Raw genomic sequence first — 26,119 nt, 5'->3', positions numbered from 1 at the left:
TCACCCGCCTCGTTATTCAGCTTTCCCCCTGCGCCTTGGCGAAGGCGTCGGCGCCGTCGAAGCGTTGCAGCTTCTCGACATGCATCCACTGGTGCTCCGCCGACACGCGACGCATCAGCTCGGCGATCTCCGGCCCGTAATTGCCTGCGCGGTTGCCGCGCAGCACGAAGCGGCACTGGAAATGGTCCACCCGGAAGCTGTGCCCGCCGGTCGGCGGCCAGACCTGGGTGCCGCGGTTCGACAGCATCTTCAGCGCGAACGCCGTGCCCGCGGCCGCCGCCTCCAGCCCGGCCGCCAGGGCCGCCGGCTCGCGCTCGGACTCGATAAAGACATCGAGCCCGACCAGTTCGCGGCTGTCGGCGCGGCGGTGCCAGGTGCGGTCCGTCCATTTCGACATGTCGATCGCATGGTAGGCGCGCGACGGCACGTCGCTGCCGCGGCCGAGATTGGCGATCACCTGGTCGGTGAAGGCGTCGGTGCCGGCGCCCTCGCCCTTCGGCGCGATGTCCCCGGTCAGGTTCCGGCCTTCCTGCAGGGTCACGAACACCGCCTGCTCCACCCGCTCGGCGGCGGCGAAGTCGCCGACATGGCGCAGCAGCATGACCGCCGACAGCAGCAGGGCGGTGGGGTTGGCCAGCCCCTTGCCGGCGATCTGCGGTGCCGATCCGTGCACCGCCTCGAACATCGCCACCCGGTCGCCCACGTTGGACGACGGCGCGATCCCCAGCCCGCCCACGAGGCCGGCGGCGAGGTCGCTGATGATGTCGCCGTTCATGTTGCTGGTCACGATCAGCTCGAACTGCTCGGGCGCGATGACCAGCTGGTGGGCGCAGTTGTCGATGATGAGGTGGCTGGGGGCGATGTCCGGATACTCGGGGGCGATGCGCTCGAACACGCGCTTCATCAGCCCCTCGGTGGTCTTCATGATGTTGGCCTTGGTCGAGCAGGCGAGCCTGGTCCGTCCCTCGGCGCGGGCCAGCGCATAGGCCAGCCGCAGGATGCGCTCGCAGCCCGGCTCGCTCATCAGCTTCAGGCACTGGGCCACGCTGGGCGTCTGCAGGTATTCGATGCCGGCGTACAGGTCCTCGACGTTCTCGCGCACGATCACGAGGTCGATGCCGCGGCCGGAGAACGGGGTGCGGATGCCCGGCAGCTCGCGCACGGGGCGGATGTTGCCGTAGAGCTCGAAGAACTTCCGCAGCGTCACGTTGGCGGATTTCTCCCCGTAGCCGAGCGCCGTCTCCAGCGGGCCCTTGAGGGCCACGCCGGTGCGCTCGATGCTGTCCAGCGTCTCCTGCGGGCAGCCGGTGGCGATGCCCTTGCGGAATGCCGCGGCGCCGGCCTCGGCCTCCTCCCAATCGATGCGGGCGCCGGCGGCGGCGAGGATGCGCTGGGTGGCCCGCATCACCTCCGGGCCGATGCCATCGCCGGGGATGGCGGTGACCGTGATGCGGGGGGTCTGCGGAACGGCGTCCATGCTTCACCTCGAGTCTATGCTGCGGCGCGGCATATACCCTCGGGGGCCGGCGCCGGCCAGCCTGGGCCGGGCGCATCGTCATAAAAGCTTCAAGCCCGTTCCCGCCCCGTTCTGCCATATCCGCCCCGGCAAACTGGACGACGGGCAGGGCAGCCGATGCTGGTAGTGGACGGGATCTCCAAGACGTTCGGGCGGACCCGGGCGGTGGACGGCATTTCGGTCTCGATCCCGCGCGGCCAGTTCGTCGGCGTGATCGGCCGGTCCGGCGCCGGCAAGTCGACGCTGCTGCGCATGATCAACCGGCTGGCCGAACCGACCGAAGGCCGCATCACCTGGGACGGCCAGGACGTGACCGCGCTGCAGGGCCCCGCGCTGCGCGACTGGCGCCGCCGCTGCGCCATGATCTTCCAGCAGTTCAACCTGGCCGGCCGGCTCGACGTGCTGACCAATGTGCTCACCGGCCGCCTGGCGCATACCCCGGGCTGGCGGGCGATGCTGCGCGTGTGGAGCCGCGAGGACCGGGCGATCGCGGTCGCGGCCCTGGACCACCTCGATATCGCCGCACTGGCGCCTGAGCGTGCCGAGAACCTGTCCGGCGGGCAGCAGCAGCGCGTGGCGATCTGCCGCGCGCTGCTGCAGGAGCCCGAGATCATCCTGGCCGACGAGCCGGTCGCCTCGCTCGATCCGCGCAACGCCCGGATCGTCATGGACGCGCTGCAGCGCATCAACCGCCACCACGGCCTGACCGTGCTGTGCAACCTGCACGCGCTCGACCTTGCCCGCCTCTATTGCGACCGGCTGATTGGCATGGCCGGCGGACGGCTGGTGTTCGACGACGTGCCGGCGGCGCTGACGGACGCGGCGGCGCGCGAGCTCTACGGCATCGAGGCGGGCGACGTGCTCGACACCGAAGCGGCCGAAACGGCCGGCCCAGCGGTGCCGCAGGCGGCTGCCGCCTGAGCCGCCGGACTTCCCTGCCACGAAGAGAGGACAAGACCATGATCCAACGCCGCACCCTGCTTGCGGGGGTTGCCGCCGGCGCCGTCGGCGCGCTCGCCGCCCCGGCGCGAGCCCAGTCCTGGAAGGCGCAGTATCCCGAGCTGGTCTATGCCGTGGTCCCGGCCGAGAACGCCTCCGGCGTGACCGAGCGCTACGGCGCCTTTGTCGCCTATCTCGGCCGCGAGCTTGGCACCAAGGTGACGCTGCGCATCGCCAACGACTACGCCGCGGTGATCGAGGGCCAGCGTTCGGGCAACATCCATGTCGGTTCCTATGGCCCGGCCTCGTTCGCCCGCGCCCGGCTGACCGGCGTCAAGACCGACGCCTTCGTGATCGACGTCAACGGCGACGGCACCAAGGGCTACAACTCGGTGTTCTACGTGCTGGCGAAGAGCCCGTACAGGACGATCGAGGACCTGAAGGGCAGGAATCTCGGCCTGGTCGATCCCAACTCCACCTCCGGCTACAACATGCCGCTGTTCGCGCTGAACAAGCAGGGCATCACCGCCGCCACGTTCTTCGGCAAGGTGCAGGTGACCGGCAGCCACGAGAACGCGGTGATCGCGCTGGCCCAGGGCACGGTGGATGTCTGCGCCAACTGGTGGAACGCGGACGACGATTCCAACCTCACCCGCATGCTCGCGAAGGGCATGGTGAAGGGGCCCGACGGGAAGGCGCTGAAGAAGGAGGACTTCCGGATCATCCTGAAGTCCGACCTCATCATCAACTCGCCGAACGCGATGCTGTCCGACCTGCCGGCCGAGCTGAAGGCGGCGATCAGGAAGGCGTTCCTGGAGGCGCCGGTGAAGGACAAGGCCGCGTTCGACCGCCTGTCCGACGGCAAGGGCCGCCCCTGGGAGCCGGTCGACAACGCCGCCTACGACGACACGATCAAGCTGATCCAGTTCGTCGACGCGCTGCGCAAGCGGTCGGCCTGAGGCCAAGGCGTGGCGAAGCCGGCACCCCCGGCTTCGCCACCACGCACCGCCCGCCGTGACCCGCACCATCACCGTCCCGCCGGATGCGCAGCTCGCCCCGATGCTGCGCGCCTATGCCGAATCGGTCGCCGCGCGGCGGCGGCATTTCATGTTCGGGCTCACGATCCTCGCCGCGGCCGTCGCGCTGTCGGCGGTGGGCATCGAGATCGATCCTGGGCTGTTCTGGGCAAAGCTCGGCAATTTCACGAGCTATTTCGACCGGCTGCTGCATCTCGATACCGGCGCGCTGGTCTGGACCGATCCGGGCGAATGGTTCTGGGGCCTGCGCCGGTGGCTGCGCCTGCTCGGCGAGACCCTGCTGATGGCCTATGTCGGCACGTTGACCGGCGCCGTGCTGGCGTTTCTCGGCTGCTTCCTGTGCAGCCGCAACCTGATGCGCAGCGCCGTGCTGCGCATGGTCGTGCGCCGGCTGCTGGAAATCTGCCGCACCGTGCCGGACATCGTCTTCGCCCTGATCTTCGTCATCGCCTTCGGCCTCGGCGCGCTGCCGGGCGTGCTGGCGCTGGCGATCCATACCACCGGGGCGCTGGGCAAGCTGTTCGCCGAGGTGGTGGAGAACATCGACATGCGGCCGGTGGACGGGATCGCCGCCACCGGCGGCTCGTGGTTCGCGCAGGTGCGCTTCGGGGCGGTGCCGCAGGTGCTGTCCAATTTCGCCAGCTACGCCGTGCTGCGCTTCGAGATCAACGTGCGCGGGGCGGCCGTGCTGGGCTTCGTCGGCGCCGGCGGCATCGGCGAGGAGCTGATCGTCGCCATCCGCAAGTTCTTCTATTCGGACGTGAGCGCGATCCTGCTGATGCTCGTGGTCTGCGTCATGCTGATCGATACGCTGTCCGAGCGGCTGCGGCACGGGCTGCTGGCGATGGAGGCGCGGCGATGACACGGGCAGGCCCGCTGCGCGCGACCCTGCTGGCCGGTTCGGACGGGCTGGAAGCACGCCATGCGGCACTGATCGCGCCCGGCTGGCGTTCGCGCGGCGGCATGATGCTAGCGCTCGGCGGCGTCGTGGCACTCTATGCCGCGGGGCTCGCGATCCTGGACATCTCGCCGGCGCGGATCGCCGGCGGGCTGGGGCGGCTAGGCGATATCGCGGCGCTGATGGTGCCGCCGACGCCGGAGACATGGAGCCGGTTCCAGATCTATCTCGCAGCCCTCGGGCAGACGCTGTCCATCGCCTTTCTCGGCACGTTGACGGCGGCGCTGCTCGCTTTGCCGGTGGGCTTCCTGGCCGCGCGCAACGTGGTGGCGAACCGCATCGTGCATCTGCTCACGCGCCGCGGCCTTGATACCGTGCGCAGCGTGGACACGCTGGTATGGGCGCTGATCTGGATCAACGTCGTCGGCCTCGGCCCGTTCGCCGGCGCGCTCGCCATCATGTGCGCGGATTTCGGCGCTTTCGGCAAGCTGATGTCCGAAGCGATCGAGACCGCCGACCGGCGGCCGGTGGAAGGCGTGCTCTCCACCGGCGGCGGCAGGCTGGCCTCCATCCGCTTCGGCGTGGTGCCGCAGGTGTTGCCGGTGTTTGCCAGCCAGGTGCTGTATTTCTTCGAATCCAACACGCGTTCGGCGACGATCATCGGCATCGTGGGCGCCGGCGGCATCGGCCTGCACCTGTCCGAGCTGATCCGCGTGTTGGAATGGCAGCAGGCGGCGTTCGTGATCCTGATGGTGCTGGTGACGGTGGCGGCGATCGATGCGGTGTCGCAGCGGCTGCGCGCGGCGATCATCGGGCGGCGCGCGGGCTGAGTCTCGTTACGGCCCGATCAGCCGCCGGCGGATGCGTGCCGACACCGCATCGATCAGCGCCACCGTCACCAGGATCAGCAGGATGATGAACAGCACCTGGTCCCAGTAGCGGACCTTGATGCGCTCGGCGATCTGCAGGCCGATGCCGCCGGCGCCGACGACGCCCAGGATGCTGGCGCTGCGGATGTTGCTTTCGAACTGGTAGAGGAACTGCGCCACCAGCACCGGCAGCACCTGCGGCAGCAGGCCGAAGCGGATGCGCAGCAAGCGGTTGCCGCCCACGGCGGTGATCGCCTCGCCCTCGCGCGGGTCGGCGTTCTCGATGGCCTCTGCGAACACCTTGGCGAGCACGGCGATCTCGGCCGCCATGATCGCCAGCACCCCGGCCAGCGGGCCGAGGCCGACGGCGCGCACGAAGGCCAGCGCCCAGATCAGCTGGTCCATGCCGCGCAGCGTGTCGAAGACGCGGCGGACGGAGAAATGCGCGAGCGCGTTGACCACCACGTTGCGGGCGCCGAGGAAGCCCAGCGGCAGCGCCACCACCACGGCCGCGAAGGTGCCGAGGAAGGCCATGGCGACGCTCTCGGCCAGCCCGCGCAGGATGTCCTGCCACTGCTCGCCGGGGCTGGGCGGAATCATCAGGACGATGATCCTGGACAGGCCCGCGATCCCGCCCCAGAGCCGCATCGGCGTGATGTCGAACCACCACAGCAGCGCCAGCAGCCAGGACAAGGCGGCCAGCCCGCCGATGATCCGCGCCGCGCGCACGCCCGGCGGTGGCGCGAAGGCGCGCGGCATGCGTGCCCGCAGCGCCGCGATCTCGTGCGCGCCGATGGCCGCGGGACCGGTCATGCCGCCATCTTCCCGGTCGCGAGCGTGCGCAACTGCTCGGACAGCAGGTCGATCACGGCCACCACCAGCACGATCAGCACGATGATGGCGCCGATCTCGTCGTAGATGTTGGAGCTGATGACCTGGTACAGCTCCTGGCCGATGCCGCCGGCGCCGACGAAGCCGATGACCGTGGCGCCGCGCACGTTGATTTCGAACCGCAGCAGGACATAGCTCAGGAAATTCGGAACCACCTGGGGCAGGATGGCATAGCGCACGCCCTGCGCCCAGTTGCCGCCGGCGGCGCGTACTCCCTCCCACGGGCGCATGTCGGCGTTCTCCACCACCTCGGCGAACAGCTTGCCGAGGGCGCCCACCGTGTGCAGCGCGATCGCCATGATGCCGGCCAGCGGGCCGACGCCGAAAGCCCAGACCAGGATCAGCGCATAGACGATATCCGGCACCGTGCGGAACAGTTCCAGCAGCCGGCGGAAGCAGACATAGGTCAGGCGGTTGGGGGCCAGGTTGGCGGCGGCGGGGAAGCACAAGGCGAAGGCCAGCACCGCGCCCCCGAGCGTGGCCAGCAGTGCCATCTGGCTGGTCTCGAACAGCAGCCAGGACCAGCTGTCCAGGCGGTAAAACCAGTAGGCGATGGAGCCCTCGGCTTTCGGCCCATCCAGCAGGTGCTGCCATTGCAGCGCCGGCAGCAGCTTGTGGAAATACTCGCCGACGCGCGGCAGGCCGGCGGCCAGCGCGCCCGGATAGGCTTCGGAGACCCGGGCGGAGATCAGCAGGCACAGCAACAGCACGCCGCCATAGCCCAGGTTGGCCAGCATGCGCGCGCGCCGGCGGGCCCGGAACTGCGCCTCCACGGCCGCGATCGCGCTCATGCCGACGCGCCGCCTAATGCAGCCGGGCTCACCGCCTGCGGCGCTGCGCGGCCTCGGCCTTCAGCATGTCCACGAACACGGCATAGTCCTCATGCTTCACCGGCACCCAGTCCTTGCTGGAGCCCATGTCCATGGCGTGGAAGATGTCCGGATAGGCCACCGGAATGGCGCGGTGCAGGGCCACGATATCGGCGCGGAATTCGGCCGGCGTGTCGGCGCGCACGGTGAGCGGGCCGTTCTCGATCGGCCGCGACTTCCAGATGATGCGCAGATCCTTCATGTCCAGCAGCTTCTTCTCGACCATCGTGCGCAGCGCGCCGCGGGTGTAGCCCTGCGTCACGTCGCCCACGCCCGAGCTCCAGGTGACGCCGGCATCGTATTGCTTGCCGAGGACGGCGATCACCGCCTGCTCGTGCCCGCCGGCAAAGCCGGTGCGGGCGAAATACTTGCCCGGCTCCGGGTCGATGCCCATCACGCGGAATTCCGAGCGCGGGATCAGGTAGCCCGACGCGCTGTTCGGATCGGCCCAGGCCAGCGCCTTGCCCTTCAGCTGCTCCAGGCTGGTGATGCCGCTGTCGGCGCGGACATACAGCACCGCGACATAGGAGGTGCTGCCGTCGGCTTCCTGCGAGGTCAGCAGCGGCATCACGTTGCCGTTGCTCTCGATCCAGGCGGCGGCATAGGCGGCCGGACTCATATAGGCGAGGTCCACCTGGCCGGCCGCGAAGCCCTGGATCACGCCGGCATAGTCGGCCGCCTGCAGCAGCTTCACCGGCACCTGGAACGTCTCTTCCAGCAGCTTGCGGTAGCCGTCCACGCGCTGGAGGCGGTCGGCGTTGTTCTCCCCGCCCAGCAGGCCCACGCGGATCACCGGAACCTGCGCCGCCCAGGCGCGCTTGCCCGGCTTCGGCGAGGGGCGCATGTCCTGCGCGCGGGCGGTCCCAAGCGAGGCCCCTGCCAGCACAGTGGCGGCGACGAGGCGGCGGCGTGTGATCATCGATGCAGCTTCCTTCTGCGCATGCGGCGGCAGGGTGCGCTTGGGGGGCAGTGTCATGTCAAGCGGGCGGATGCGTGGCCACGCGTCATGCGGCGGCCAGCGAGCCCTTCGGCGCCAGGTCGTCGCGCAACTCGTCCTCGCTCGCGCCGTAGATGTCGCGGACCCTGTCGGCGGTCAGCTCCGCCGGCTTCCCGTCGAACACGATCCGCCCCTGCTGCATGCCGACGATCCGGTCGCAATAGAGGCGCGCGGTGTCGAGGTGGTGCAGGTTGCACAGCACCGTCAGCCCGTCCTCGCGGTTGATGCGGCGCAGCGCCTCCATCACCACCTCGGCGTTGCGCGGGTCGAGGCTGGCGATCGGCTCGTCGGCCAGGATCAGCCGGGGTTCCTGCAGCAGGGCGCGGCAGATCGCCACACGCTGCATCTGCCCGCCGGAGATCTGGTCGGCGCGGACCAGGGCCACGTCGGCGAGGTCGAAACGCTCCAGCGCCTGCAGCGCCATGGCGCGCTCGGCCGCGGTGAACAGGCCGAGCAGGCTGGGCAGGGTGGCGCGATGGTTCAGCCGGCCGATCAGCACGTTGGTCAGCACATCGAGGCGCGGGATCAGGTTGAACTGCTGGAAGATCATGGCGCAGGCGGTGCGCCAGTTGCGCAGCGCCCTGCCCTTCAGCGCGGTGACGTCGGTGCTGCCGTAGCGGATGGTGCCGGCGTTTGCCTCCAGCAGCCGGTTGATCAGGCGCAGCAGCGTGGACTTGCCGGCGCCGGAACGTCCGATGACGCCCACCATCTGCCCGGCCGGGACGTCGAGCGAAACGTCGTCCACCGCCAGCTTGGCGCCGAATCGCCGTGTCAGCCCGCGGATCTGCAGCATCTGTCCATGCATGGCCGGCCGATCGTGCCCGCGGCGCGCCATCCCGACAAGCGCGACGTGGGCGGGGCCCTGGCCGAGCCCCGCCGGCGCGGGCTACGGTCCCCCGGCCCCGGACATGCCGGGCGCGAGGAGGGAACCAGGATGATCGTCGATCTGCGGATCTATACGTGCAAGCCGAACAAGGTGGCCGACTTCGTCAGGCTGTACCAGGAGAAGGGCTGGCAGTTGCAGCAGAAGCACCTGGGCCGCTGCCTCGGCTGGTACACCACCGTCGAGGGCGCGCTGAACACGGTGGTGCATATGTGGGCCTATGACAGCCAGGCCGACCGCGAAACCCGCCGCAACGCCATGGCCGCCGATCCGGCCTGGGTCGAATACCTGGCCGAGGCAGCGAAGCTGGACCTGCTGGTGAAGATGGAGAACCGCATCCTGCGGCCGACGGCGTTCTCGCCCGTGCAGGCATGACGGACGAGTCGATGGCGGCGCTGGCCTTTCGCCGGGCGAGGCGGGACGACCTCGAAGCCATTGTCGGCCTGCTGGCGAACGACCCGCTCGGCAGCACCCGCGAGGACATCGGGCCGGCGATGAACCCGCGCTATGGCGAGGCCTTCGCCGCCATCGACCGCGACCCGAACCAGCTGCTTGTCGTCGCCGAGAGCGCCGGCGCAGTGATCGGCTGCCTGCAACTCAGCTTCATTCCCGGATTGAGCCGGCTCGGCATGTGGCGCGGCCAGATCGAGGGCGTCCGCGTCGCGGGCGACCGGCGCGGCGAGGGCGTCGGCCGGGCGCTGTTCGCCTGGGCGATCGACGCGTGCCGGCGGCGCGGCTGCGGCCTGGTCCAGCTCACCACGGACAAAAGCCGGCCCGATGCGCATCGTTTCTACGAGGCGCTCGGCTTCCGGGCGAGCCACGAAGGCTACAAGCTGCCGCTCTGAAAGACCTCCCTGGCCGGAACCGGCGCTTGCGCCTCCGCGGCGGATCAGGCTGCCGAACGGGCGCTGAGATATTTCATTCCGGTATCGCACATGACGGTGACGACGGTCGCGTCGGGCCCCAATCGGTCGGCCAGTCGCAGGGCGGCGACGACGTTGCTGCCGGTGGACGTTCCCGCGAACAGGCCTTCCTCCCGGGCCAGCCGCATGCTCATGGCCACAGCCTCTTCGGTGGAAACCTGTTCGATCCGATCGGCGACGCCGTCCTGCCACAGCGGCACCACGAAGCCCGCTCCGATCCCGTCGATCTTGTGGGCGCCCGGCTTGCCGCCTGACAGGACCGGGGATTCGGCGGGCTCCACGGCAACGATCCTGATCTGTTCATTGCGATTTCGTAGGGTTTCTCCGGTGCCCCGAAGCGACGCCGCGGTGCCCACGCTCTGGACGAAGCCGTCGATCCGGCCGCCGGTCTGACTCCAGATTTCCTCCGCCAGCTTGCGATAGGCCGCCATCTGGTCCCTGTTGTTCATCTGATCGGTCCAGAAGGCGCCCGTTTCCGCCGCGATGACGCGGGCGGCTTCGATCATGTCCCGGGTCAGTTTCGCCGTCATGCGGCCGCTGTCGCTGCGCACGATCTGCAGCCTGGCCCCCAGAACTCTCATGTGATCGAGCTTCTCGCGGGCGAAGGCATCCGACGTCACGATATGCAGCGGATATCCCTTCACCGCGCAGACCAGGGACAGGGACACGCCGGTGCTGCCGCCGGTATATTCGACGACAGACCCACCCGCCGCGAGGCGTCCGTCCGCCTCGGCCGCTTCGATCATGGCGAGCGCCATGCGGTCCTTCATGCTGCCGGTGGGGTTCTCGCTTTCCAGTTTCAACAGGATGCGGGCGCCGTTCGCGGGCACGACGTTGCGCAACGCCACCAGCGACGTGTTGCCGATGCACTGCAGGATGTCGTGGCGCAACTTGTTCATGACGGCTGCCTTCTTTTCCGATACGGCCTTCCGGACCGATCACCGCCGGCAGGCCATTCCATGTTTCTGCAATTCATGTATATACATGCATCCATGAGCGCACCGACGCAACCACGAAAGACTCTTCGCACGGATGCCCGCATGCTGGTCGAGGCGTGCGCCGGCTGGAACAGCCGGCTGGCCGCCCGGCGCATCACCCAGTTCCTTGATCGCGAACTGGCGGGCTGCGGCCTGAGCGTGGCGCAGCTTGGCCTGATGGCGGAGATCGCCGCCGCCGATGATGACACCCTGGGCGCGTTGGCCCGGCGCACCGGGCTCGAACAATCGACGCTGTCGCGCAATCTGCGCACGCTCGAGCGCGAGGGCCTGATCGAGATCGCGGCGGTCGAGACCGATCTGCGGCGCCGGGCCGTGTGGCTTACCGAGGCCGGCGCGCGGCGGCTGGAAGCGGCAATCCCGGTCTGGCGCGAGGCGCATGCCCGGCTGGCGGAATGCCTTTCGCCCGCCCTGGCCCGGCGCCTCGCGGACCAGGCCGAGGCCCTGACCGGGACCTGACCGTCACGTCACCGGCCCTGCCCGGACCCCGGGCGCGATCAGTCCGCGCTGTCCTGTTCCGCCCGGAACGCCGCGGCCGGATAGACCCCGAGGATGCGCGCCTCGCGCGAGAAGAACGACAATTCCTCAAGCGCCCGGCGCAGCGCAGGCTGTTCGGGGTGGCCTTCGACATCGCACAGGAACTGGGTGGCGGTGAACTGGCCGCCGATCATGTAGCTCTCCAGCTTGGTCATGTTCACGCCGTTGGTGGCGAAGCCGCCCAGCGCCTTGTAGAGGGCCGCCGGCACGTTGCGCACCCGGAAGACGAAGGTGGTCATCAGCCCCGGCGCGTCCGGCGAGACAAAGGGGCGCGTGCGCGACATCACATAGAAGCGGGTGGTGTTGTGGGCGGCGTCCTCGACATTGCTGCGCAGGATCTCGAGCCCGAACAGCTCGGCGGCCAGCGAGGAGGCGATGGCGCAGTCCTCGGGATTGTTCCAGCCGGCCACCTGCTCGGCGGAGCCGGCGGTGTCGGCCTCCACCACGGCCTGCAGATTCAGCTCTTTCAGGATCTTGCGGACCTGGCCGAGCGCCACCGCGTGCGAATGCGCGCGCCGGATGGTCTTCAGCGTGGCACCCTTCGGCGCCAGCAGGCAGTGTTCCACGCGCTGGAACGCCTCGCCGACCACGTACAGGCCGGAGTCCGGCAGCAAATGATGGATGTCCGGCACGCGCCCGGCCAGGCTGTTCTCGCAGGGCAGCATGGCCAGGTCGGCGGCACCGGACCGCAGCGCGTCCATCGCCGCCTCGAAGGTCGCGCAGGGCAGCGTCTTCCATTTCGGATAGGCGGTACGGCAGGCCAGGTCGGAATAGGCGCCCGGCCTGCCCTGGAAGGCGATCGTGCCGGTGAGGCGGGGAGCGGCGGCGAGGACGCCGGTGGCTTGGGTGCCGGTGGCTTGGGTGCCAGTCATGCAGTTGTTCCGGATGCGGTGGGCCAGTTTTCGGGCGACAGGGCGATGCGGGCGCGCTCGAGGTCGGCGGGCGTGTCCACGCCGAACGGCGCGTGCTCCACGCGGGCGCAGGAGATGCGCATCCCGGCCTCGAGCGCGCGCAGCTGCTCCAGGCTCTCCCGGCGCTCCAGCGGCGATTCCGGCAGCGCCACGAACCGGGCCAGCGCCTGCCGGCGGAAGGCGTAGATGCCGATATGATGCCACAGCGGCCCCTCGCCGGACGGAATCGCGGCGCGGGAGAAATACAGCGCCGGCGAGACCGCGCGGCCGCCGTCGAAGGCGCAGGCGGCCTTCACCACCGAGGCGGCGGCGGCTTCCTCGGGCGTGGTGATGGGCGCCACCAGGGTCGAGATGTCGATGGCGGGATCGGCCAGCGGTGACAGCACGGCGCGCAGGTAGTCGGGCGGGATCGTCGGCAGGTCGCCCTGCAGGTTCACCACGACATCATGACGGCCCTGCGGATCCAGTATGGCAAGGGCGGCATGCACCCGGTCCGACCCGCGCGGCAGCGACGGGTCGGTGAGCACCGCGGTGCCGCCGGCGGCGCGCACGGCGTCGACGATCTCGGGGTCGGCGCAGGCCACGGCCACCGGGCCGATCTCGGCCTCGCGCCCGCGGTCGAGCACGTGCACGATCATGGGGCGGCCGTGGATGTCGGCCAGCGGCTTTCCGGGCAGCCGGGTCGCGGCCATGCGCGAGGGGATGACGACGATTGGATTCATGCGGCGAGTGCAGCGGGCGTGGGTTGAAGCACGCGCGTCCCTTCCCTATGGTGCGCCGCACCTTAGGTATCCCGCCCGTGTCGCGCAACGTGACCCGGGCGGCGTCCGGCTCTCTCGCGGGGAATGCGCTGAATGGATAGCATGGAGGTCAACAAGGCGGCTGCAGCGGTCCTCGTGGCCGGCATCGTCTTCATGGTTGCGGGCATCGTCGGCGACGGCCTCGTGCATCCGAAGCCGCTCAAGGAGAGCGCGATCAAGATCGAGGGCGAAGCCGCCCCGGTCGCCGCCGCCGCCACCAAGGAAGAGGCGCTGACGCCGATCGGCCCGCTGCTCGCTGCCGCCGACCCGGCGGCCGGCGAGGCCACGGCCAAGAAGCTGTGCGCGGCCTGCCACACCTTCGTCGAAGGCGGCAAGAACGGCGTCGGCCCCGACCTCTACGGTGTCGTGGGCCGGGCGCATGCCGCGGCGGAGGGGTTCAACTACTCGAACGCCATCAAGAGCAAGCAGGGCCCCTGGTCGTACGAGGAGCTGAACCACTGGCTGAAGAAGCCCAGCGCCTATGCGCCCGGCACGCGCATGGCGTTCGCCGGCATCAACAGCGACAAAGACCGGGCCAACGTGATCGCCTATCTGCGCTCCCTGTCGAAGACCCCCGAGCCGCTGCCGCAATAACCCCCTGGCGCGGCGAGCCGGTGACCCGCCTGGACATCGATGCGCTGATCCGGGCGGCCGAGGCCGCGGCCGACGTCGCCGGCGCGGTCATCCGGCCGTTCTTCCGCGCCGGCCTGTCCGCCGACCTCAAGAGCGACGCGAGCCCGGTGACCATTGCCGACCGCACCGCCGAGCAGGCGATGCGGGCGGTGCTGGGTGAGCGGTTCCCCGAACACGGCATCCTCGGCGAGGAGTTCGGCCTGCAGAACGCCCAGGCCGGGCTGCGCTGGGTGCTGGACCCGATCGACGGCACCCGCGCCTTCATCACCGGCCGCCCCGTGTTCGGCACGCTGATCGCTTTGCTGCAGGACGACCGGCCGATCCTGGGTGTCATCGACCAGCCGGTGACCGGCGAGCGCTGGATCGGCGCCGCCGGCCGCCCGACCAGCTTCCGCGGCCCGTTCGGCGGCCGCGCCGGGTGCCGGCCCTGTGCCACGCTGGCGGAGGCGGAGCTGTCGCTCACCACCCCCGAGATGTTCGGCCCGGAGGACCAGCCGCACTGGGAGCGGCTGCACCAGGCGGTGCGCCGCACCAGCTTCGGCGGCGACTGCTACGGCCACGGCCTGCTGGCGCTGGGGCAGATCGACATCGTCGCCGAGGCCACCATGAAGATCTGGGACTGGGCCGCCCTGGTCCCGGTCATCGAGGGCGCGGGCGGCCGCGTAACCGACTGGAAAGGCAGGCGACTGGCGCCCGACAGCGACGGGCACACGCTGGCCGTGGGTGACCCGGCGCTGCTGGAGCAGGCGGTTTCGCTCCTCGCCGGCTGATTCCCGCAAGCGGGTGCTTGACCAGCCCCCCTCCACGGTGGCCCCTATGGAGTCGGCAACCGATGGAAGGCGATCCATGCGATCCATGGTGACGATCCTGCTGTTGGCCGGCCTTGCGGCCGGCATCCCCGGCGCCGCGCGCGCGCAGCCGGCACCTGTGCCGACCGCCCAGGACCAGGCCGTGAACCGCGTGCATGGCCTGTCGCTGATGGGCAAGCCAGCCCTGCCGCCGGGCTTCACCCATTTCCCCTACGTCAACCCGGATGCGCCGAAGGGCGGCGAGGTGGCGCTGAGCGCCGTCGGCACGTTCGACAGCTTCAATCCCTTCATCGTTCGCGGCACGGCCGCGGCCGATGTCAGCCGGGTCTGGGACACGCTGCTGCGGCCGAACGCGGACGAGGCCGAGGGCGCCTATGGCCATCTGGCCGAAACCATCGAGATCCCGGCCGACCACCTGGGCGTGACCTTCGAGCTGCGGCCGCAGGCGCGGTTCCACGACGGCACGCCGGTGACCGCCGAGGACGTGGTCTGGACCTTCAACATGCTGCTGGAGAAGGGCCGCCCGTTCTACCGGCAATACTATGCCGACGTGGCCAGCGTGACCGCCGAGGGTCCGCGCCGCGTGGTGTTCCGCTTCAAGTCGGCCCACAACCGCGAATTGCCGCTGATCCTCGGCCAGATGGCGGTGCTGCCGAAGCACTGGTGGGCGGGCCGCGATTTCGACCGCCCGCTGACCGAGCCGCCGCTGGGCTCCGGCCCCTACCGGATCGGCCGGTTCGAATTCGGCCGGACGCTGGTGATGGAGCGGGTGAAGGACTACTGGGCGCGCGACCTGCCCACGGCCAGGGGCCTGGCCAATTTCGACCAGCGGCGCACCGAGTATTTCCGCGACGCCACCGTGGCCATGGAGGCGTTCAAGGCCGGCCAGACCGATTTCCGCGAAGAGAACATCGCCAAGGACTGGGCGACCGGCTACGATTTCCCGGCGGTGCAGAAGGGCCTCGTGAAGAAGGAGCTGCTACGACACCATATGCCCACGGGCATGCAGGGCTACGGCATGAACACCCGCCGCCCGCTGTTCCGCGACGTGCGCGTGCGCCAGGCGCTTGCGCTGGTGTTCGACTTCGAATGGGCGAACGCCAACCTGTTCTATGGCAGCTACACCCGCACCGACAGCTACTTCAGCAACAGCGATCTCGCGTCCTCCGGCCTGCCTGAGGGCGCCGAGCTGGCGCTGCTCGACAAGTACCGCGACAAGCTGCCGCCACAGCTGTTCACCGAGCCCTACAAGCTGCCGGTGACCGACGGCTCCGGCAACAACCGCGCGGAGCTGCGCCGGGCGCTGGCGCTGCTGAAGGAAGCGGGCTGGGAGGTGCGGGACCGCAAGCTGGTCAACGCGCAGGGCCAGCCCTTCAGCTTCGAGATCCTGCTCGACCAGCCGGCGTTCGAGCGCGTGTCGCTGCCCTATGTCCAGTGGCTGGCCCGGCTCGGGGTCGACGCGCGGGTGCGCACGGTGGACCCGGCGCAGTACCAGCGGCTGATGGACAGTTATGATTACGACATGTCGGTGGTCGCCATCGGCGAATCCGAAAGCCCGGGCAACGAGCAGTCCGGCTACTGGACCTGCGCCAGCGCGCGGCCGGAGGGCGGGGACAACCTGATGGGGATCTGCGACCCCGTGGTGGACGCGCTGGTCGACCAGGTGGTGAACGCGTCCGACCGCGAACGGCTGGTGACCGCGACGCGCGCGCTGGATCGGGTGCTGCTATGGGGCTGGTACGTGGTGCCGCAATGGCACCTGCAGTCGGTGCGCGTCGCCTATTGGGACCGCTTCGGCAAGCCGGACAAGCCGGTGCGCACGGGCCTCGCGTTCGACAGCTGGTGGATCGACCCGGCGCGCGCCGCCGCCACGGACGAAGCGCGCCGCAGCGGCAACTTGGCCCGATGACGACCGTCGCCGCCAGCCGGAGGCCGGGGGCGATGCCCCTGGCGTGCTGAGCCGATGGTTGGCTATCTGGTCCGCCGCCTGTTTCTGGTGATCCCGACGCTGCTGGGCATCATCGCGATCAATTTCGTGATCGTGCAGTTCGCGCCGGGCGGCCCCGTGGAGCAGATGATGGCGGAGCTGAAAGGCCGCGGCGCCGGCGTCACCAGCCGCATCACCGGCCAGGGCGCCGCCGAGGCGATGCCGGGCGGCGACGGCACCTATCGCGGCGCGCGCGGGCTCGATCCGCATATCGTGGCCGACATCAAGAAGATGTTCGGCTTCGACAAGCCGGCGCACGAGCGTTTCCTGCTGATGCTGCGTGACTATCTGCGCTTCGATTTCGGCCGCAGCTTCTTTCGCGACGAGTCGGTGCTGAAGCTGATCGGCCAGAAGATGCCGGTCAGCGTCTCGCTGGGATTATGGTCGACGCTGCTGGTGTATTTCGTCTCGATCCCGCTCGGCATCGCCAAGGCGGTGCGCGACGGCAGCCGGTTCGACGTGGCCAGCAGCGCCGCGGTGCTGGTGGGCTATGCGGTGCCCGGCTTCCTGTTCGCGATCCTGCTGGTGGTGCTGTTCGCCGGCGGCAGCTTCGTCCAATGGTTCCCGCTGCGCGGCCTGACCAGCCCGGATTCGCAGAACTGGGGCCTGGCCGCGCGCATTACGGACTACCTGTGGCACATGGTGCTGCCGACGCTCGCGCTCGTCGTCAGCGGCTTCGCCAGCCTGACCATGCTGACCAAGAACTGCTTCATGGAGGAGATCCGCAAGCAGTACGTCGTCACCGCCCGCGCCAAGGGCGCCTCCGAGCAGCGCGTCCTGTACGGCCACATCTTCCGCAACGCGATGCTGCTGATCATCGCCGGCTTCCCCGCGGCGTTCATCGGCATCCTGTTCTCGTCGGCGCTGATGGTAGAGATCATCTTCTCGCTCGACGGGCTGGGGCAGCTCGGCTTCGAGGCGGCGATCCGGCGCGACTACCCCGTCATGTTCGGCACCCTCTACATCTTCACGCTGCTGGGCCTGCTGATGCAGATCGTCGGCGACGTGATGTACACGATCGTCGATCCGCGCATCGATTTCGAGGCGCGCAAGTAATGGCGCTATCGCCGCTCACCAGGCGCCGCCTCGCCATCTTCACGGCGCACCGGCGCGGCTTCTCGTCGCTCTGGATCTTCCTGATCTTCTTCGTCCTCAGCCTGTTCGCCGAGTTCATCGCCAACGACCGGCCGCTGCTGATCCGCTTCGACGGGCATTGGTATTGTCCCGTGCTGCAGGACTACAGCGAGGACACGTTCGGCCCGGACCTCATGCCCACCGAGGCGGACTTCACCGACCCGGTGCTCGCCAGGACGATCAACGCCAAGGGGTGGATGATCTGGCCGGCCCTTCCCTATTCCTACAACACCGTGGTGAAGGACCTGCCGGTGCCGGCGCCCGCGCCGCCCAGCTGGCGCAACCCGCTGGGCACCGACGATCTGGCCCGCGACGTGGCCGCCCGCGTGATCTACGGATTCCGCCTGTCGGTGCTGTTCGGCTTCACCCTGACCATCATCTCCTCGGCGGTCGGCATCGCCGCCGGCGCCATACAGGGCTATCGCGGCGGCCTGGTGGACCTGCTGTTCCAGCGCTTCATCGAGATCTGGTCGGGGATGCCGCAGCTCTATCTGCTGATCATCCTGGGCAGCATCCTCACGCCCAGCTTCTGGATCCTGCTGGTGTTCCTGCTGCTGTTCAGCTGGATGTCGCTGACCGGCGTGGTGCGGGCGGAGTTCCTGCGCGGGCGCAACCTGGAATATGTGCGCGCCGCCAAGGCGCTGGGCGTGTCCGACGTGGCGGTGATGTGGCGCCATATCCTGCCCAACGCCATGGTGGCGACGCTGACCTTCCTGCCATTCACCCTGTCCGGCTCGGTGACCATCCTGGCCGCGCTCGATTTCCTGGGCTTCGGCCTGCCGCCGGGCTCGCCGTCGCTGGGCGAGCTGGTCAACCAGGGCAAGAACAACCTGCAGGCCCCCTGGCTGGGCATCACCGCCTTCGTCGTGCTGGGCGGGCTGCTGACGCTGCTGGTGTTCATCGGCGAGGCGGTGCGCGACGCCTTCGATCCGCGCAAGGTGCCGAATTGAGCCTCGTGCAGGTCGACAACCTGTCCGTGGCCTTTCGCGGCCGCCGCGTGGTGGACGGCGTTTCCTTCACGCTCGACCGCGGCGAGACCTTGGCTTTGGTGGGCGAAAGCGGGTCGGGCAAGTCGCTCACCGCGCTGTCGCTGCTGCAGCTGCTGCCACCGGGTGCGGTCAACACTGGGCGGGTGGTCCTCGACGGGCAGCCGGTCATCGGCGCGCCGGAGCACCTGCTGCGCCGGCTGCGCGGCGGGACCGCGGGCATGGTGTTCCAGGAGCCGATGACCAGCCTCAACCCGCTGACGCGCATCGGCAAGCAGGTCGCCGAGGCGATCACGCTGCACCAGTCCTTGCCGCCGGAGGCACTGCGCGCCCGCGTGGTGGAGCTGCTCGACGAGGTCGGCTTTTCCGATGCCGCCCTCCGGCTCGACGCGTTTCCGCATCAGCTCTCGGGCGGCCAGCGGCAACGCGTGATGATTGCCATGGCGCTGGCCAACGATCCGGCCCTGCTGGTGGCCGACGAGCCGACCACGGCGCTGGACGTGACGATCCAGGCCCAGATCCTGAAGCTGCTGGCCGCGGAGAAGGCTGCGCGCGGCCTCGCGCTGCTGCTGATCAGCCACGACCTTTCGATCGTGCGCCGCTACGCCGACCGCATCTGCGTGATGAAGGGCGGCCATATCGTGGAGTCCGGCACCGTCACCGAGGTGTTCGAGACCCCGGCCCATCCCTACACGCGCGAGCTTCTGGGCGCCGAGCCGCACGGTGCGCCGCTGCCGTTGAAGCCGGGCGCGCCCATGCTGATCGAGGCGCAGGACGTGCGCGTGCATTTCCCGATCCGCCGCGGCGTGCTGCGCCGGACGGTCGCGCATGTGCGCGCCGTCGATGGCGTGTCGCTCAGCGTGCATTCCGGCGAGACCGTGGGGCTGGTGGGCGAAAGCGGGTCGGGCAAGTCCACCATGGGCTACGCGCTGCTTCGCCTGCTGGCCGCCGAAGGGTGCATCCGCTTCGACGGGAAGGACCTGTCGACCATCGACGCGCGCCCGCTGCGGCGGCTGCGCGGGGACATGCAGATCGTCTTCCAGGACCCGTTCGGCAGCCTGTCGCCGCGCCTGTCCGTGCGCGAGATCGTGGCCGAGGGCCTGTCCGTGCACGAGCCGGACCTCTCGGCCGCCGACCGCGCCGCGCGCGTGGCCGAGGCGCTGGACGAGGTGGGGCTTTCGGCGGACATCGCCGACCGCTACCCGCACGAGTTCAGCGGCGGGCAGCGCCAGCGCATCGCCATCGCCCGCGCCATCGTATTGAAGCCGCGCTTCGTGGTGCTGGACGAGCCGACCAGCGCGCTCGACATGTCGGTGCAGGCGCAGATCGTTGAATTGCTGCGGCGGCTGCAGCGCGACCACGATCTCGGCTATCTTTTCATCAGCCACGACCTGCGGGTGGTGCGGGCGCTGGCGCATCGGGTGGTGGTGCTGCGGCATGGGCGCGTGGTCGAGGAAGGCCCGGCCAGCGCCGTGTTCGCCCACCCGCAGCACGATTACACGAAGGCCCTCATGGCGGCCGCCTTCTCGCTGGAGGCCGATGAGAGCGGGGTGCTGACGAATTGATGCCACGGAATCGCGGCGGCGGGAACAGGCGGGCGAGCCAATCCTTGCCTGCCGGCCTGCCATCACGCACGTTGAGGCATCATTGTCGGGGAGGGACTCCACCATGACCCGCCTTTCGCGGCGCACCGCCCTGTTCACGGCCGCGGCGGCCACCGTTGCCGCCACCCTTCGTGTCCGTCCGGCCCGCGCACAGGCCGCCGGCCCCTACAGCCTGCCGCCGCTGCCTTACGGTTTCGACGCGAACGAGCCGCATATCGACGCGCAGACCATGATGATCCACCACGACCGGCACCATGCCGCCTATGTCGCCAACCTCAACGCCGCCGTGAAGGACTATCCCCAGCTTGCCGCCATGTCCCCGGACGCGCTGGTGGCGCGGCTCGCCGACATCCCCGAGCAGGTGCGCACGGCGATCCGCAACAATGGCGGCGGCCATGTGAACCACTCGATGTTCTGGCAGATCATGGGCGGCAAGGGCGGGGCCCCTGCGGGCGCGCTGGCCGACGCGATCAACCGCGATTTCGGCGGCTTCGAGGCGCTCAAGACCCAGTTCAACCGGACCGGCGCGGGGGTGTTCGGGTCCGGCTGGGTGTTCGTGACCGTGACCCGCGAAGGCAAGCTGGCGCTGGCGCCACGGCCAAACCAGGACACGCCGCTGATGGACGGCGGCCGCGTGTTGTTCGGCAACGACGTGTGGGAGCACGCCTACTATCTGAAATACCAGAACCGCCGCCCGGACTACCTCGCCGCCTGGTGGAACGTCCTGGACTGGACGAAGGTCGCTGCCCGCTACGACCAGGCGAAGGCCGGCACACTCACGATCTGAAGTCGGGGACGGCGGAGGCCGCCGGGCGCTTGCGGTCAATGCGAGGTTCGGCGCCGAGCGAGATATTGCTGGAACAGCGTCTCGCGCTGGGCATCGGTGAGCTGGGCCAGACCGGGGCCGGATCGGGACAGGAAGGTGTTGAACTCGCGGCGCAGGCGCTCTTCCGATTCGCCCTCGGCATTGGCAGAGGCCGTTTCGGGCGAGGGGGTCGCCCCGTGATCCGCAAGTCCAGGCTCGACGGGCGCCGGTACGGGCGCAGGGTTGCCCGGCGGCAGCCCTGCGACGGCAGCGGTTGGCGGTGCCGATGGGGCGGTAGCCGCGGGAATAGCGGGCGCTGGGTCGGCAGCTGCCGCTCCGTCGTCTGCGGCGGGCGCCGTCGGGCCACTCTGCGGGTGCAGCAGGGCGACGACGCTCTCCTCCACGTCGCGATAGAACCGCGTGCCGCCGGTGGCGGCGAACACCAGAGCGGCAATGGCCACCAGGGCCCCGATCGGCCGACGCCATCGCCGGGCAGAAGCGCGCCCGCGACGTCGAGAAGAGGCGGCAACCAGGTTCAGCGGAATCGCCGGAGTTGCGGTGGGGACGGGCGGGGCAGGCGGAGGTCCCGACTCGCCGGATTCGCCTTCCAGAACCACGGATGTGGCCAGTTGCTCGCGGATGCGGCTGAATTCCGCGCCCTCCAGCAGCGTCAAGAGCCGGGATTTGCCGGCGAACAGAACCTGCAGGACAGGCGCGCGGGGCGGCGCCAGATCCGACAGGGCCTGAAGGAAGAGCAAGGCCTGGCGCTGCAGGGTGTCCGCCTGCTCGATGAGGAGCACGACCTGGCGCTCGTCACTGGTGCGTACGGTGAGGCTCCGGACGCCGATCGCGAGTTCTTCGTCAGCAGACGTCGCCTGATCTCCGCCGATCTGCAGGATGAGACGCGTGAGCGTGAGCGGCGACGTAAGCGGATTGGCAACGCGCACCACCCGGACAGCGGAACCGGCAAGCCTGGCCATGAGCGCGCTGACGACGCCGGCGGTATCCGGCCCGCCTTGCCCGATCAAGGCCATGAAGCGCTGCTGCCGGCGGATGGCGTCTGCAAGCCGACTCGCTGGAGTCGCCACATAGGCAGCCAGGGCCCGGTTTTCGCCGCCTGGGAAGAGTCCCGATTTCGATTGGTCGCGTGGCATGGGCGCCTCTGTCAGGGAGCGGCCCGGCAGGCTTGCGGGGCGCCCGAATCGTCGGCGGGCGGCAGATCGTGCGCTTCACGAGGATCAGGGCCATCCTGATGCGCCACCTGCCAGGTGTCGAACCGCTGGAACAGGTGCTCCTTCTGCGCGGCGGAAAGGCCTGTCGAGTCGGTTGGCGGGCAGATGGGTTTGACCTGTGTGGCGGCCCGTGTCGGCGGAGTCCGGTGCACCTTATGCTGGGCGGCGACGTGCTTCGGCGGGATCGCCTGCGGCGGCGGCGGCGCGGCCGGCGAGGCGTGGGGCGGCGGCGGGGGCGGTACGCAGGCCGTCAGCGCCACGGCCACCGCGAACAGCGCCGTGACCGGCCGCCGGCGATGCCGCGCGCTTCCCTCGGCCGGCTGCACCATCATATCCGGGCTTCGCCCGATCCCTTCGCTTGCAGACCGTCGCGCCGTTGCCGCCACACAGGGCCGCCGCCGCCCACGAGACGTAGGCGGACACGCTGGCGGCATGCGCCGGCACAACAGAATCTATCACGTCGGAATCTGAAAATCGTGGGCGACTCGAAGCGGATTCAAGGCCTTTGAGCGCGATCCCATCAAACCACTGTTATTGCCGCCGTCGCCGTCCCCGGCCAGGGATGGCATCAGGCGAACGCGCCGCGGTGCCCCCGCCTACGCCGAGGGAGCCTGGACCGCTTCGGCCATCAGGTGGCGCACATCCTGCCCGGTGCGGGCGCGGATCAGGTTGGCGACGATGCTGCGGTGGCAACGGGTGTGGTCGCGTTCGAAGCACAACAGGCAGGCGCGTGCGGTGCGCGCGATGGCGATGGCGTTTTCGAGGTCCGCTTGCGCCTCGAGCGTTTGCATGTGTTCGGCGTAGATGCGCTCCATGGTCGCCACATCGCCGTGCCGCGCGGCGTCGCGGCCGGCTTTCGGCGTGCCCAGGCCGCGCAGATGGGTGTAGCGCAGGCCGGCCTGCTCGACGGCGCCGGCCAGCAGGCGCTTGGAGAAGCCGGGCTTGCGCGACTGTGGCACGGCGCGCACATCCAGCAGGTGCTCGGCGCCGGCGGCGCGCAGCGCGTCCAGCACCGGGCCGATAGCGCAGCCCTCGTAGCCGATCGTCAGCAGCGTGGGGGGCGGCAGGTCGGGCGCTGGCGTGGCCATCGCTATTTCTTGACGGCCTCGACGCCGCCCGGCGGCGCCAGTCCGCGGGCGCGCATGCATTTCTGCACGCTCTGGCGGATCGCTTCCTTCAACTCGCCGTTCACCTGGTTGGCGAAATAGGGCGACGCGAACGCGTAGCGGTCGCGCAGGGTCTGCAGGTCCGGGTCGCGCTGCGCCTCCTGCTCGCATTCGGCCTGCGCCGTGGACGGGGCCGGCCCGGTGGAACAAGCGCCCAGCAGCAGAACGGGAAGAATGAGGGCGGCGAGGTGCTTCATTCGGCGGCAATCCAATCCTCGATCAGCCGCCGGGCAATGCTGTCCGCGCGCGGCAGGCTGAAGCCATGGTCGCGATGGTTGCGCAGCTGATCGCGGGTGAACCAGCGCGCGTCCCTCAACTCGGTGGGGTCGATGGTGATCTCCTCGGTGAGCGCCTGCGCGTAGAATCCCAGCATGATCGAGGCAGGGAACGGCCAGGGCTGGCTGGAATGGTAGTACACCGAGCCCACCCGCACACGGGATTCCTCGAACACCTCGCGCGCCACCGCTTCCTCCAGACTTTCGCCCGGCTCCACGAACCCGGCGAGGGTGGAATACATCGTGGCGTTGGGGAAGCGCTGCGAGTGGCCCAGCAGCGCCCGCTCTCCGGTGGTCACCAGCATGATCACGGCGGGATCGGTGCGCGGGAAATGCTGGCTGCCGCAGGACTGGCAGACCATCACGTGACCGGCGCTGCGCGGCGCGCATTCCGCCCCGCAGGCGCCACAGAAGCGGTGGCGGGTGCGCCAGTGCATCAGCCCGCGCGCATGCGCCAGCACCGAGGCGTCGTTGTTCGCCAGCACGCCCGCGACCGCGCGCAGGTCGGTGAACGTGCCCATGTGCGCCGGCAGCAGCGGCAGCGGGTCGTCGGCGGCGCTGACGTCCACGCAGAACACCGGCACCGGGCCCTGCAGGCCCAGGAACGCCCAGGGTCCGCCGGCCATGCGCACGGCGGCGGCGGCGTCCGCGGTCAGGAACACCGCCTCGGGCCGGCCCTCTTCCACCCCCTGCATCAGGTTGCGGGAGCGCCAGACCGGGGTGAACAGCGTGGCCGGATGGTTCAGGGCCGCCTGGATCCAGGCGTCGTCGTCGCGCTTCTCGGCGGCCCGGTCCAGCGGGCTGCCGGTATAGACGTTGGGCCGGCTGGCAAGAATCAGGTTCACGGGGCCGTCCTGGGGGCAAATGCGTGCGCCGGAACCTGCCACGCGCAACGTTCAGCGGCAACCTTGCTACCGGACGCGAGATGCACGATATCTAGCATGGGAGGTCGGCGGCGGACGGGCGCCTCGCCAACCCGGTCAGGTCCGGAAGGAAGCAGCCGCAACGAGTTTCCGCTCGGGTCGTTTGTTCGGCCTCCCACCCTTCAACCCGGTCGCCACCACCCTGTCAGACAGGTGCGGCCCCTGCCCCGGCGCCGCGCATGACCGGCTTGTTCACCGACGAGTCCCAGTTGCCCCCGCCCGAGCCGACCGGCCCCGGGTTGTTCGGCGACGCACCGGAACCCGCCGCCGCAGCGCCCGCCGCGGCGGCCTACCGCGTGCTGGCGCGCAAATACCGCCCCACCCATTTCGGCGACCTGATCGGGCAGGAGGCGATGGTGCGCACGCTGCGCAACGCCTTCGCCATGGGCCGGGTGGCGCACGCCTTCATGCTCACCGGCGTGCGCGGCGTGGGCAAGACCACCACCGCGCGCATCATCGCCCGTGCGCTCAACTGCACCGGGCCGGACGGCACCGGCGGCCCCACCGCCGATCCCTGCGGCGTCTGCCCGAACTGCGTGGCCATCCTCGCCGACCGGCACCCGGACGTGCAGGAGATGGACGCCGCCAGCCGCACCGGCGTGGAGGACGTGCGCGAGATCATCGAGTCCACGCGCTTCCGCCCGATGCAGGCGCGCGCCAAGGTGTTCGTCATCGACGAGGTCCACATGCTCTCCCGCAACGCGTTCAACGCGCTGCTGAAGACGCTGGAGGAGCCGCCGCCGCACGTGACGTTCATCTTCGCCACCACCGAAATCCGCAAAGTGCCGGTGACGGTGCTGTCGCGCTGCCAGCGCTTCGACCTGCGCCGCATCTCGGTGGCCGAGCTGTCCGCCCTGTTCGGCCGCTTCGCCGGGCTGGAAGGGGTGCGCATCACGCCGGACGCGCTGACCCTGATTGCGCGCGCCGCCGACGGCTCCGCCCGCGACGGCCTGTCGCTGCTCGACCAGGCGATCGCGCAGACCGAGCCCGGCCAGGCCATCGAGGCCGCCGCCATCGTGGACATGCTCGGCCTGTCCGACCGCGCGGCCGTGTTCGACCTGTTCGAGGCGGTGATGTCCGGCAAGCCCGCGGAAGCGCTGGCGCTGACCGACCGCGCGCACGAGCGCGGCGCCGACCTCGGCGTGATGCTGCAGGACCTGCTGGAGCTGGTGCACAGCGTCACCCGGCTGAAATCGGTGCCCGCCCTGCGCGACTCGGCCGAGTTGCCGGAAGCCGAGCGCACCCGCGGCGCGGACTTCGCCGACAAGCTGTCCATGGCCTCGCTCGGCCGCGCCTGGCAGATGCTGCTGAAGGGCATCGCCGAGGTCGAGGCCGCCCCCGACCGCCGCGCGGCCGCCGAAATGGTGCTGATCCGGCTGTGCTACGTGGCCGACCTGCCGCCGCCCGCCGACCTGGTGCGCCGGCTGACCGAGAACCCGTCCGCCGGCCCCGCCCCGACGGCGCCCGGGCCCAATGGCGGCGGCGTGCGCGCGGTGGCCG

Annotated in this window: 28 protein-coding genes and 1 other RNA gene; 16 read left to right on the top strand and 13 right to left on the bottom strand. The window is 69.9% G+C overall.

Annotated features, from left to right (window positions below; translation table 11 throughout):
- Window positions 1–16 precede the first annotated feature (16 nt).
- Entirely contained in the window at window positions 17–1,477 is a 1,461-nt protein-coding gene (locus tag OL599_RS23430; protein WP_264716466.1) for an NADP-dependent isocitrate dehydrogenase, read from the bottom strand.
- Between the two features lie 156 nt (window positions 1,478–1,633).
- Between OL599_RS23430 and phnC (OL599_RS23425) the strand changes: the two genes are divergently transcribed.
- The 4 genes from phnC (OL599_RS23425) to phnE (OL599_RS23410) are packed head-to-tail and all read left to right on the top strand — an operon-like array spanning window position 1,634 to window position 5,220.
- A complete protein-coding gene (gene phnC / locus OL599_RS23425; RefSeq protein WP_264716465.1) occupies window positions 1,634–2,437 on the top strand; it encodes a phosphonate ABC transporter ATP-binding protein in 804 nt (267 codons plus the stop codon).
- A 38-nt stretch (window positions 2,438–2,475) separates the two neighbouring features.
- Window positions 2,476–3,414 (top strand): phosphonate ABC transporter substrate-binding protein, encoded by a 939-nt coding sequence (gene phnD / locus OL599_RS23420; RefSeq protein ID WP_264716464.1) that lies wholly within the window; start codon window positions 2,476–2,478, stop codon window positions 3,412–3,414.
- A 55-nt stretch (window positions 3,415–3,469) separates the two neighbouring features.
- Complete coding sequence (phnE, locus tag OL599_RS23415; protein WP_264716462.1) at window positions 3,470–4,354, top strand: phosphonate ABC transporter, permease protein PhnE; 885 nt, start codon at window positions 3,470–3,472, stop codon at window positions 4,352–4,354.
- Window positions 4,351–5,220 carry a phosphonate ABC transporter, permease protein PhnE gene (gene phnE, locus OL599_RS23410; protein ID WP_264716461.1) on the top strand — a complete coding sequence of 290 codons (870 nt, stop codon included), beginning with the start codon at window positions 4,351–4,353 and terminating at the stop codon, window positions 5,218–5,220. Before phnE (OL599_RS23415) ends, phnE (OL599_RS23410) begins: the two co-directional genes overlap by 4 nt.
- A gap of 6 nt (window positions 5,221–5,226) precedes the next feature.
- Here phnE (OL599_RS23410) and phnE (OL599_RS23405) read toward each other — a convergent pair whose 3' ends face one another.
- The 4 genes from phnE (OL599_RS23405) to phnC (OL599_RS23390) are packed head-to-tail and all read right to left on the bottom strand — an operon-like array spanning window position 5,227 to window position 8,809.
- Window positions 5,227–6,072, bottom strand: a complete 846-nt coding sequence (gene phnE / locus OL599_RS23405) for a phosphonate ABC transporter, permease protein PhnE (protein WP_264716460.1) — start codon at window positions 6,070–6,072, stop codon at window positions 5,227–5,229.
- Window positions 6,069–6,941 carry a phosphonate ABC transporter, permease protein PhnE gene (gene phnE / locus OL599_RS23400; protein WP_264716459.1) on the bottom strand — a complete coding sequence of 291 codons (873 nt, stop codon included), beginning with the start codon at window positions 6,939–6,941 and terminating at the stop codon, window positions 6,069–6,071. The genes phnE (OL599_RS23405) and phnE (OL599_RS23400) overlap by 4 nt, the downstream gene beginning before the upstream one ends.
- A gap of 28 nt (window positions 6,942–6,969) precedes the next feature.
- Window positions 6,970–7,995: a phosphate/phosphite/phosphonate ABC transporter substrate-binding protein gene (gene phnD / locus OL599_RS23395; protein ID WP_264716458.1), complete on the bottom strand. Its 1,026-nt coding sequence runs from the start codon at window positions 7,993–7,995 to the stop codon at window positions 6,970–6,972.
- A gap of 28 nt (window positions 7,996–8,023) precedes the next feature.
- Entirely contained in the window at window positions 8,024–8,809 is a 786-nt protein-coding gene (gene phnC / locus OL599_RS23390; RefSeq protein WP_264716457.1) for a phosphonate ABC transporter ATP-binding protein, read from the bottom strand.
- A gap of 6 nt (window positions 8,810–8,815) precedes the next feature.
- On the opposite strand from phnC (OL599_RS23390), the gene OL599_RS23385 reads away from it, so the two are divergent.
- Window positions 8,816–9,274, top strand: a complete 459-nt coding sequence (locus OL599_RS23385) for an NIPSNAP family protein (protein ID WP_264716456.1) — start codon at window positions 8,816–8,818, stop codon at window positions 9,272–9,274.
- Window positions 9,271–9,744, top strand: coding sequence for a GNAT family N-acetyltransferase (locus tag OL599_RS23380; RefSeq protein ID WP_264716455.1), 474 nt, complete (start codon window positions 9,271–9,273; stop codon window positions 9,742–9,744). The genes OL599_RS23385 and OL599_RS23380 overlap by 4 nt, the downstream gene beginning before the upstream one ends.
- A 44-nt stretch (window positions 9,745–9,788) precedes the next feature.
- Here the strand turns inward: OL599_RS23380 and OL599_RS23375 are convergent, their stop codons facing one another.
- Window positions 9,789–10,721: a PLP-dependent cysteine synthase family protein gene (locus OL599_RS23375; protein ID WP_264716454.1), complete on the bottom strand. Its 933-nt coding sequence runs from the start codon at window positions 10,719–10,721 to the stop codon at window positions 9,789–9,791.
- Window positions 10,722–10,862: 141 nt separating this feature from the next.
- Here OL599_RS23375 and OL599_RS23370 point away from each other — a divergent pair, with 141 nt between their 5' ends.
- Window positions 10,863–11,276 carry a MarR family winged helix-turn-helix transcriptional regulator gene (locus OL599_RS23370; protein WP_264716453.1) on the top strand — a complete coding sequence of 138 codons (414 nt, stop codon included), beginning with the start codon at window positions 10,863–10,865 and terminating at the stop codon, window positions 11,274–11,276.
- Between the two features lie 38 nt (window positions 11,277–11,314).
- Here the strand turns inward: OL599_RS23370 and OL599_RS23365 are convergent, their stop codons facing one another.
- Entirely contained in the window at window positions 11,315–12,226 is a 912-nt protein-coding gene (locus OL599_RS23365; RefSeq protein WP_264716452.1) for a prephenate dehydratase, read from the bottom strand.
- A complete protein-coding gene (locus OL599_RS23360) occupies window positions 12,223–12,987 on the bottom strand; it encodes a 3-deoxy-manno-octulosonate cytidylyltransferase (protein WP_264716451.1) in 765 nt (254 codons plus the stop codon). Before OL599_RS23360 ends, OL599_RS23365 begins: the two co-directional genes overlap by 4 nt.
- 132 nt (window positions 12,988–13,119) lie before the next feature.
- Here OL599_RS23360 and OL599_RS23355 point away from each other — a divergent pair, with 132 nt between their 5' ends.
- The 7 genes from OL599_RS23355 to OL599_RS23325 all read left to right on the top strand — a co-directional run bounded on the left by OL599_RS23355 (window position 13,120) and on the right by OL599_RS23325 (window position 21,005).
- Window positions 13,120–13,659, top strand: coding sequence for a c-type cytochrome (locus tag OL599_RS23355; protein WP_264716450.1), 540 nt, complete (start codon window positions 13,120–13,122; stop codon window positions 13,657–13,659).
- Between the two features lie 20 nt (window positions 13,660–13,679).
- Window positions 13,680–14,468, top strand: a complete 789-nt coding sequence (gene hisN, locus OL599_RS23350) for a histidinol-phosphatase (protein ID WP_264716449.1) — start codon at window positions 13,680–13,682, stop codon at window positions 14,466–14,468.
- 76 nt (window positions 14,469–14,544) lie between these two features.
- Window positions 14,545–16,416: an extracellular solute-binding protein gene (locus tag OL599_RS23345; RefSeq protein WP_264716448.1), complete on the top strand. Its 1,872-nt coding sequence runs from the start codon at window positions 14,545–14,547 to the stop codon at window positions 16,414–16,416.
- Between the two features lie 54 nt (window positions 16,417–16,470).
- Window positions 16,471–17,550 (top strand): microcin C ABC transporter permease YejB, encoded by a 1,080-nt coding sequence (locus OL599_RS23340; protein WP_264716447.1) that lies wholly within the window; start codon window positions 16,471–16,473, stop codon window positions 17,548–17,550.
- The gene (locus tag OL599_RS23335) at window positions 17,550–18,578 is read left to right on the top strand and encodes an ABC transporter permease (RefSeq protein ID WP_264716446.1); all 1,029 of its coding nucleotides are present in this window, start codon (window positions 17,550–17,552) and stop codon (window positions 18,576–18,578) included. Before OL599_RS23340 ends, OL599_RS23335 begins: the two co-directional genes overlap by 1 nt.
- Window positions 18,579–18,583: 5 nt before the next feature.
- On the top strand, window positions 18,584–20,179 hold the full coding sequence (locus OL599_RS23330; RefSeq protein ID WP_456306716.1) for an ABC transporter ATP-binding protein: 1,596 nt from the start codon (window positions 18,584–18,586) through the stop codon (window positions 20,177–20,179).
- A 103-nt stretch (window positions 20,180–20,282) separates the two neighbouring features.
- Entirely contained in the window at window positions 20,283–21,005 is a 723-nt protein-coding gene (locus OL599_RS23325) for a superoxide dismutase (protein WP_264716444.1), read from the top strand.
- Between the two features lie 35 nt (window positions 21,006–21,040).
- On the opposite strand, the gene OL599_RS23320 is transcribed toward OL599_RS23325, so the two are convergent.
- From OL599_RS23320 to nudC, 5 genes are all read right to left on the bottom strand, one after another.
- Window positions 21,041–22,057: a hypothetical protein gene (locus tag OL599_RS23320; protein WP_264716443.1), complete on the bottom strand. Its 1,017-nt coding sequence runs from the start codon at window positions 22,055–22,057 to the stop codon at window positions 21,041–21,043.
- A 131-nt stretch (window positions 22,058–22,188) separates the two neighbouring features.
- Window positions 22,189–22,587 carry a hypothetical protein gene (locus tag OL599_RS23315; RefSeq protein WP_264716442.1) on the bottom strand — a complete coding sequence of 133 codons (399 nt, stop codon included), beginning with the start codon at window positions 22,585–22,587 and terminating at the stop codon, window positions 22,189–22,191.
- Window positions 22,588–22,851: 264 nt separating this feature from the next.
- Window positions 22,852–23,343 (bottom strand): DUF488 domain-containing protein, encoded by a 492-nt coding sequence (locus OL599_RS23310; protein WP_264716441.1) that lies wholly within the window; start codon window positions 23,341–23,343, stop codon window positions 22,852–22,854.
- 2 nt (window positions 23,344–23,345) lie between these two features.
- A complete protein-coding gene (locus OL599_RS23305; RefSeq protein WP_264716440.1) occupies window positions 23,346–23,618 on the bottom strand; it encodes a hypothetical protein in 273 nt (90 codons plus the stop codon).
- Window positions 23,615–24,541 carry an NAD(+) diphosphatase gene (gene nudC / locus OL599_RS23300; protein WP_264716439.1) on the bottom strand — a complete coding sequence of 309 codons (927 nt, stop codon included), beginning with the start codon at window positions 24,539–24,541 and terminating at the stop codon, window positions 23,615–23,617. The genes OL599_RS23305 and nudC overlap by 4 nt, the downstream gene beginning before the upstream one ends.
- A 99-nt stretch (window positions 24,542–24,640) precedes the next feature.
- Here nudC and ffs point away from each other — a divergent pair.
- An RNA gene (ffs, locus tag OL599_RS23295) (signal recognition particle sRNA small type) lies at window positions 24,641–24,738 on the top strand.
- 60 nt (window positions 24,739–24,798) lie between these two features.
- Window positions 24,799–26,119 (top strand): DNA polymerase III subunit gamma/tau (locus OL599_RS23290; protein ID WP_264716438.1); only part of this gene is annotated, 1,321 nt, incomplete at its 3' end.

The sequence above is a fragment of the Limobrevibacterium gyesilva genome (assembly GCF_025989185.1).
Taxonomy (GTDB): Bacteria; Pseudomonadota; Alphaproteobacteria; order Acetobacterales; family Acetobacteraceae; genus Limobrevibacterium; species Limobrevibacterium gyesilva.
This window is presented reverse-complemented; position numbering and strand designations above follow the sequence as displayed.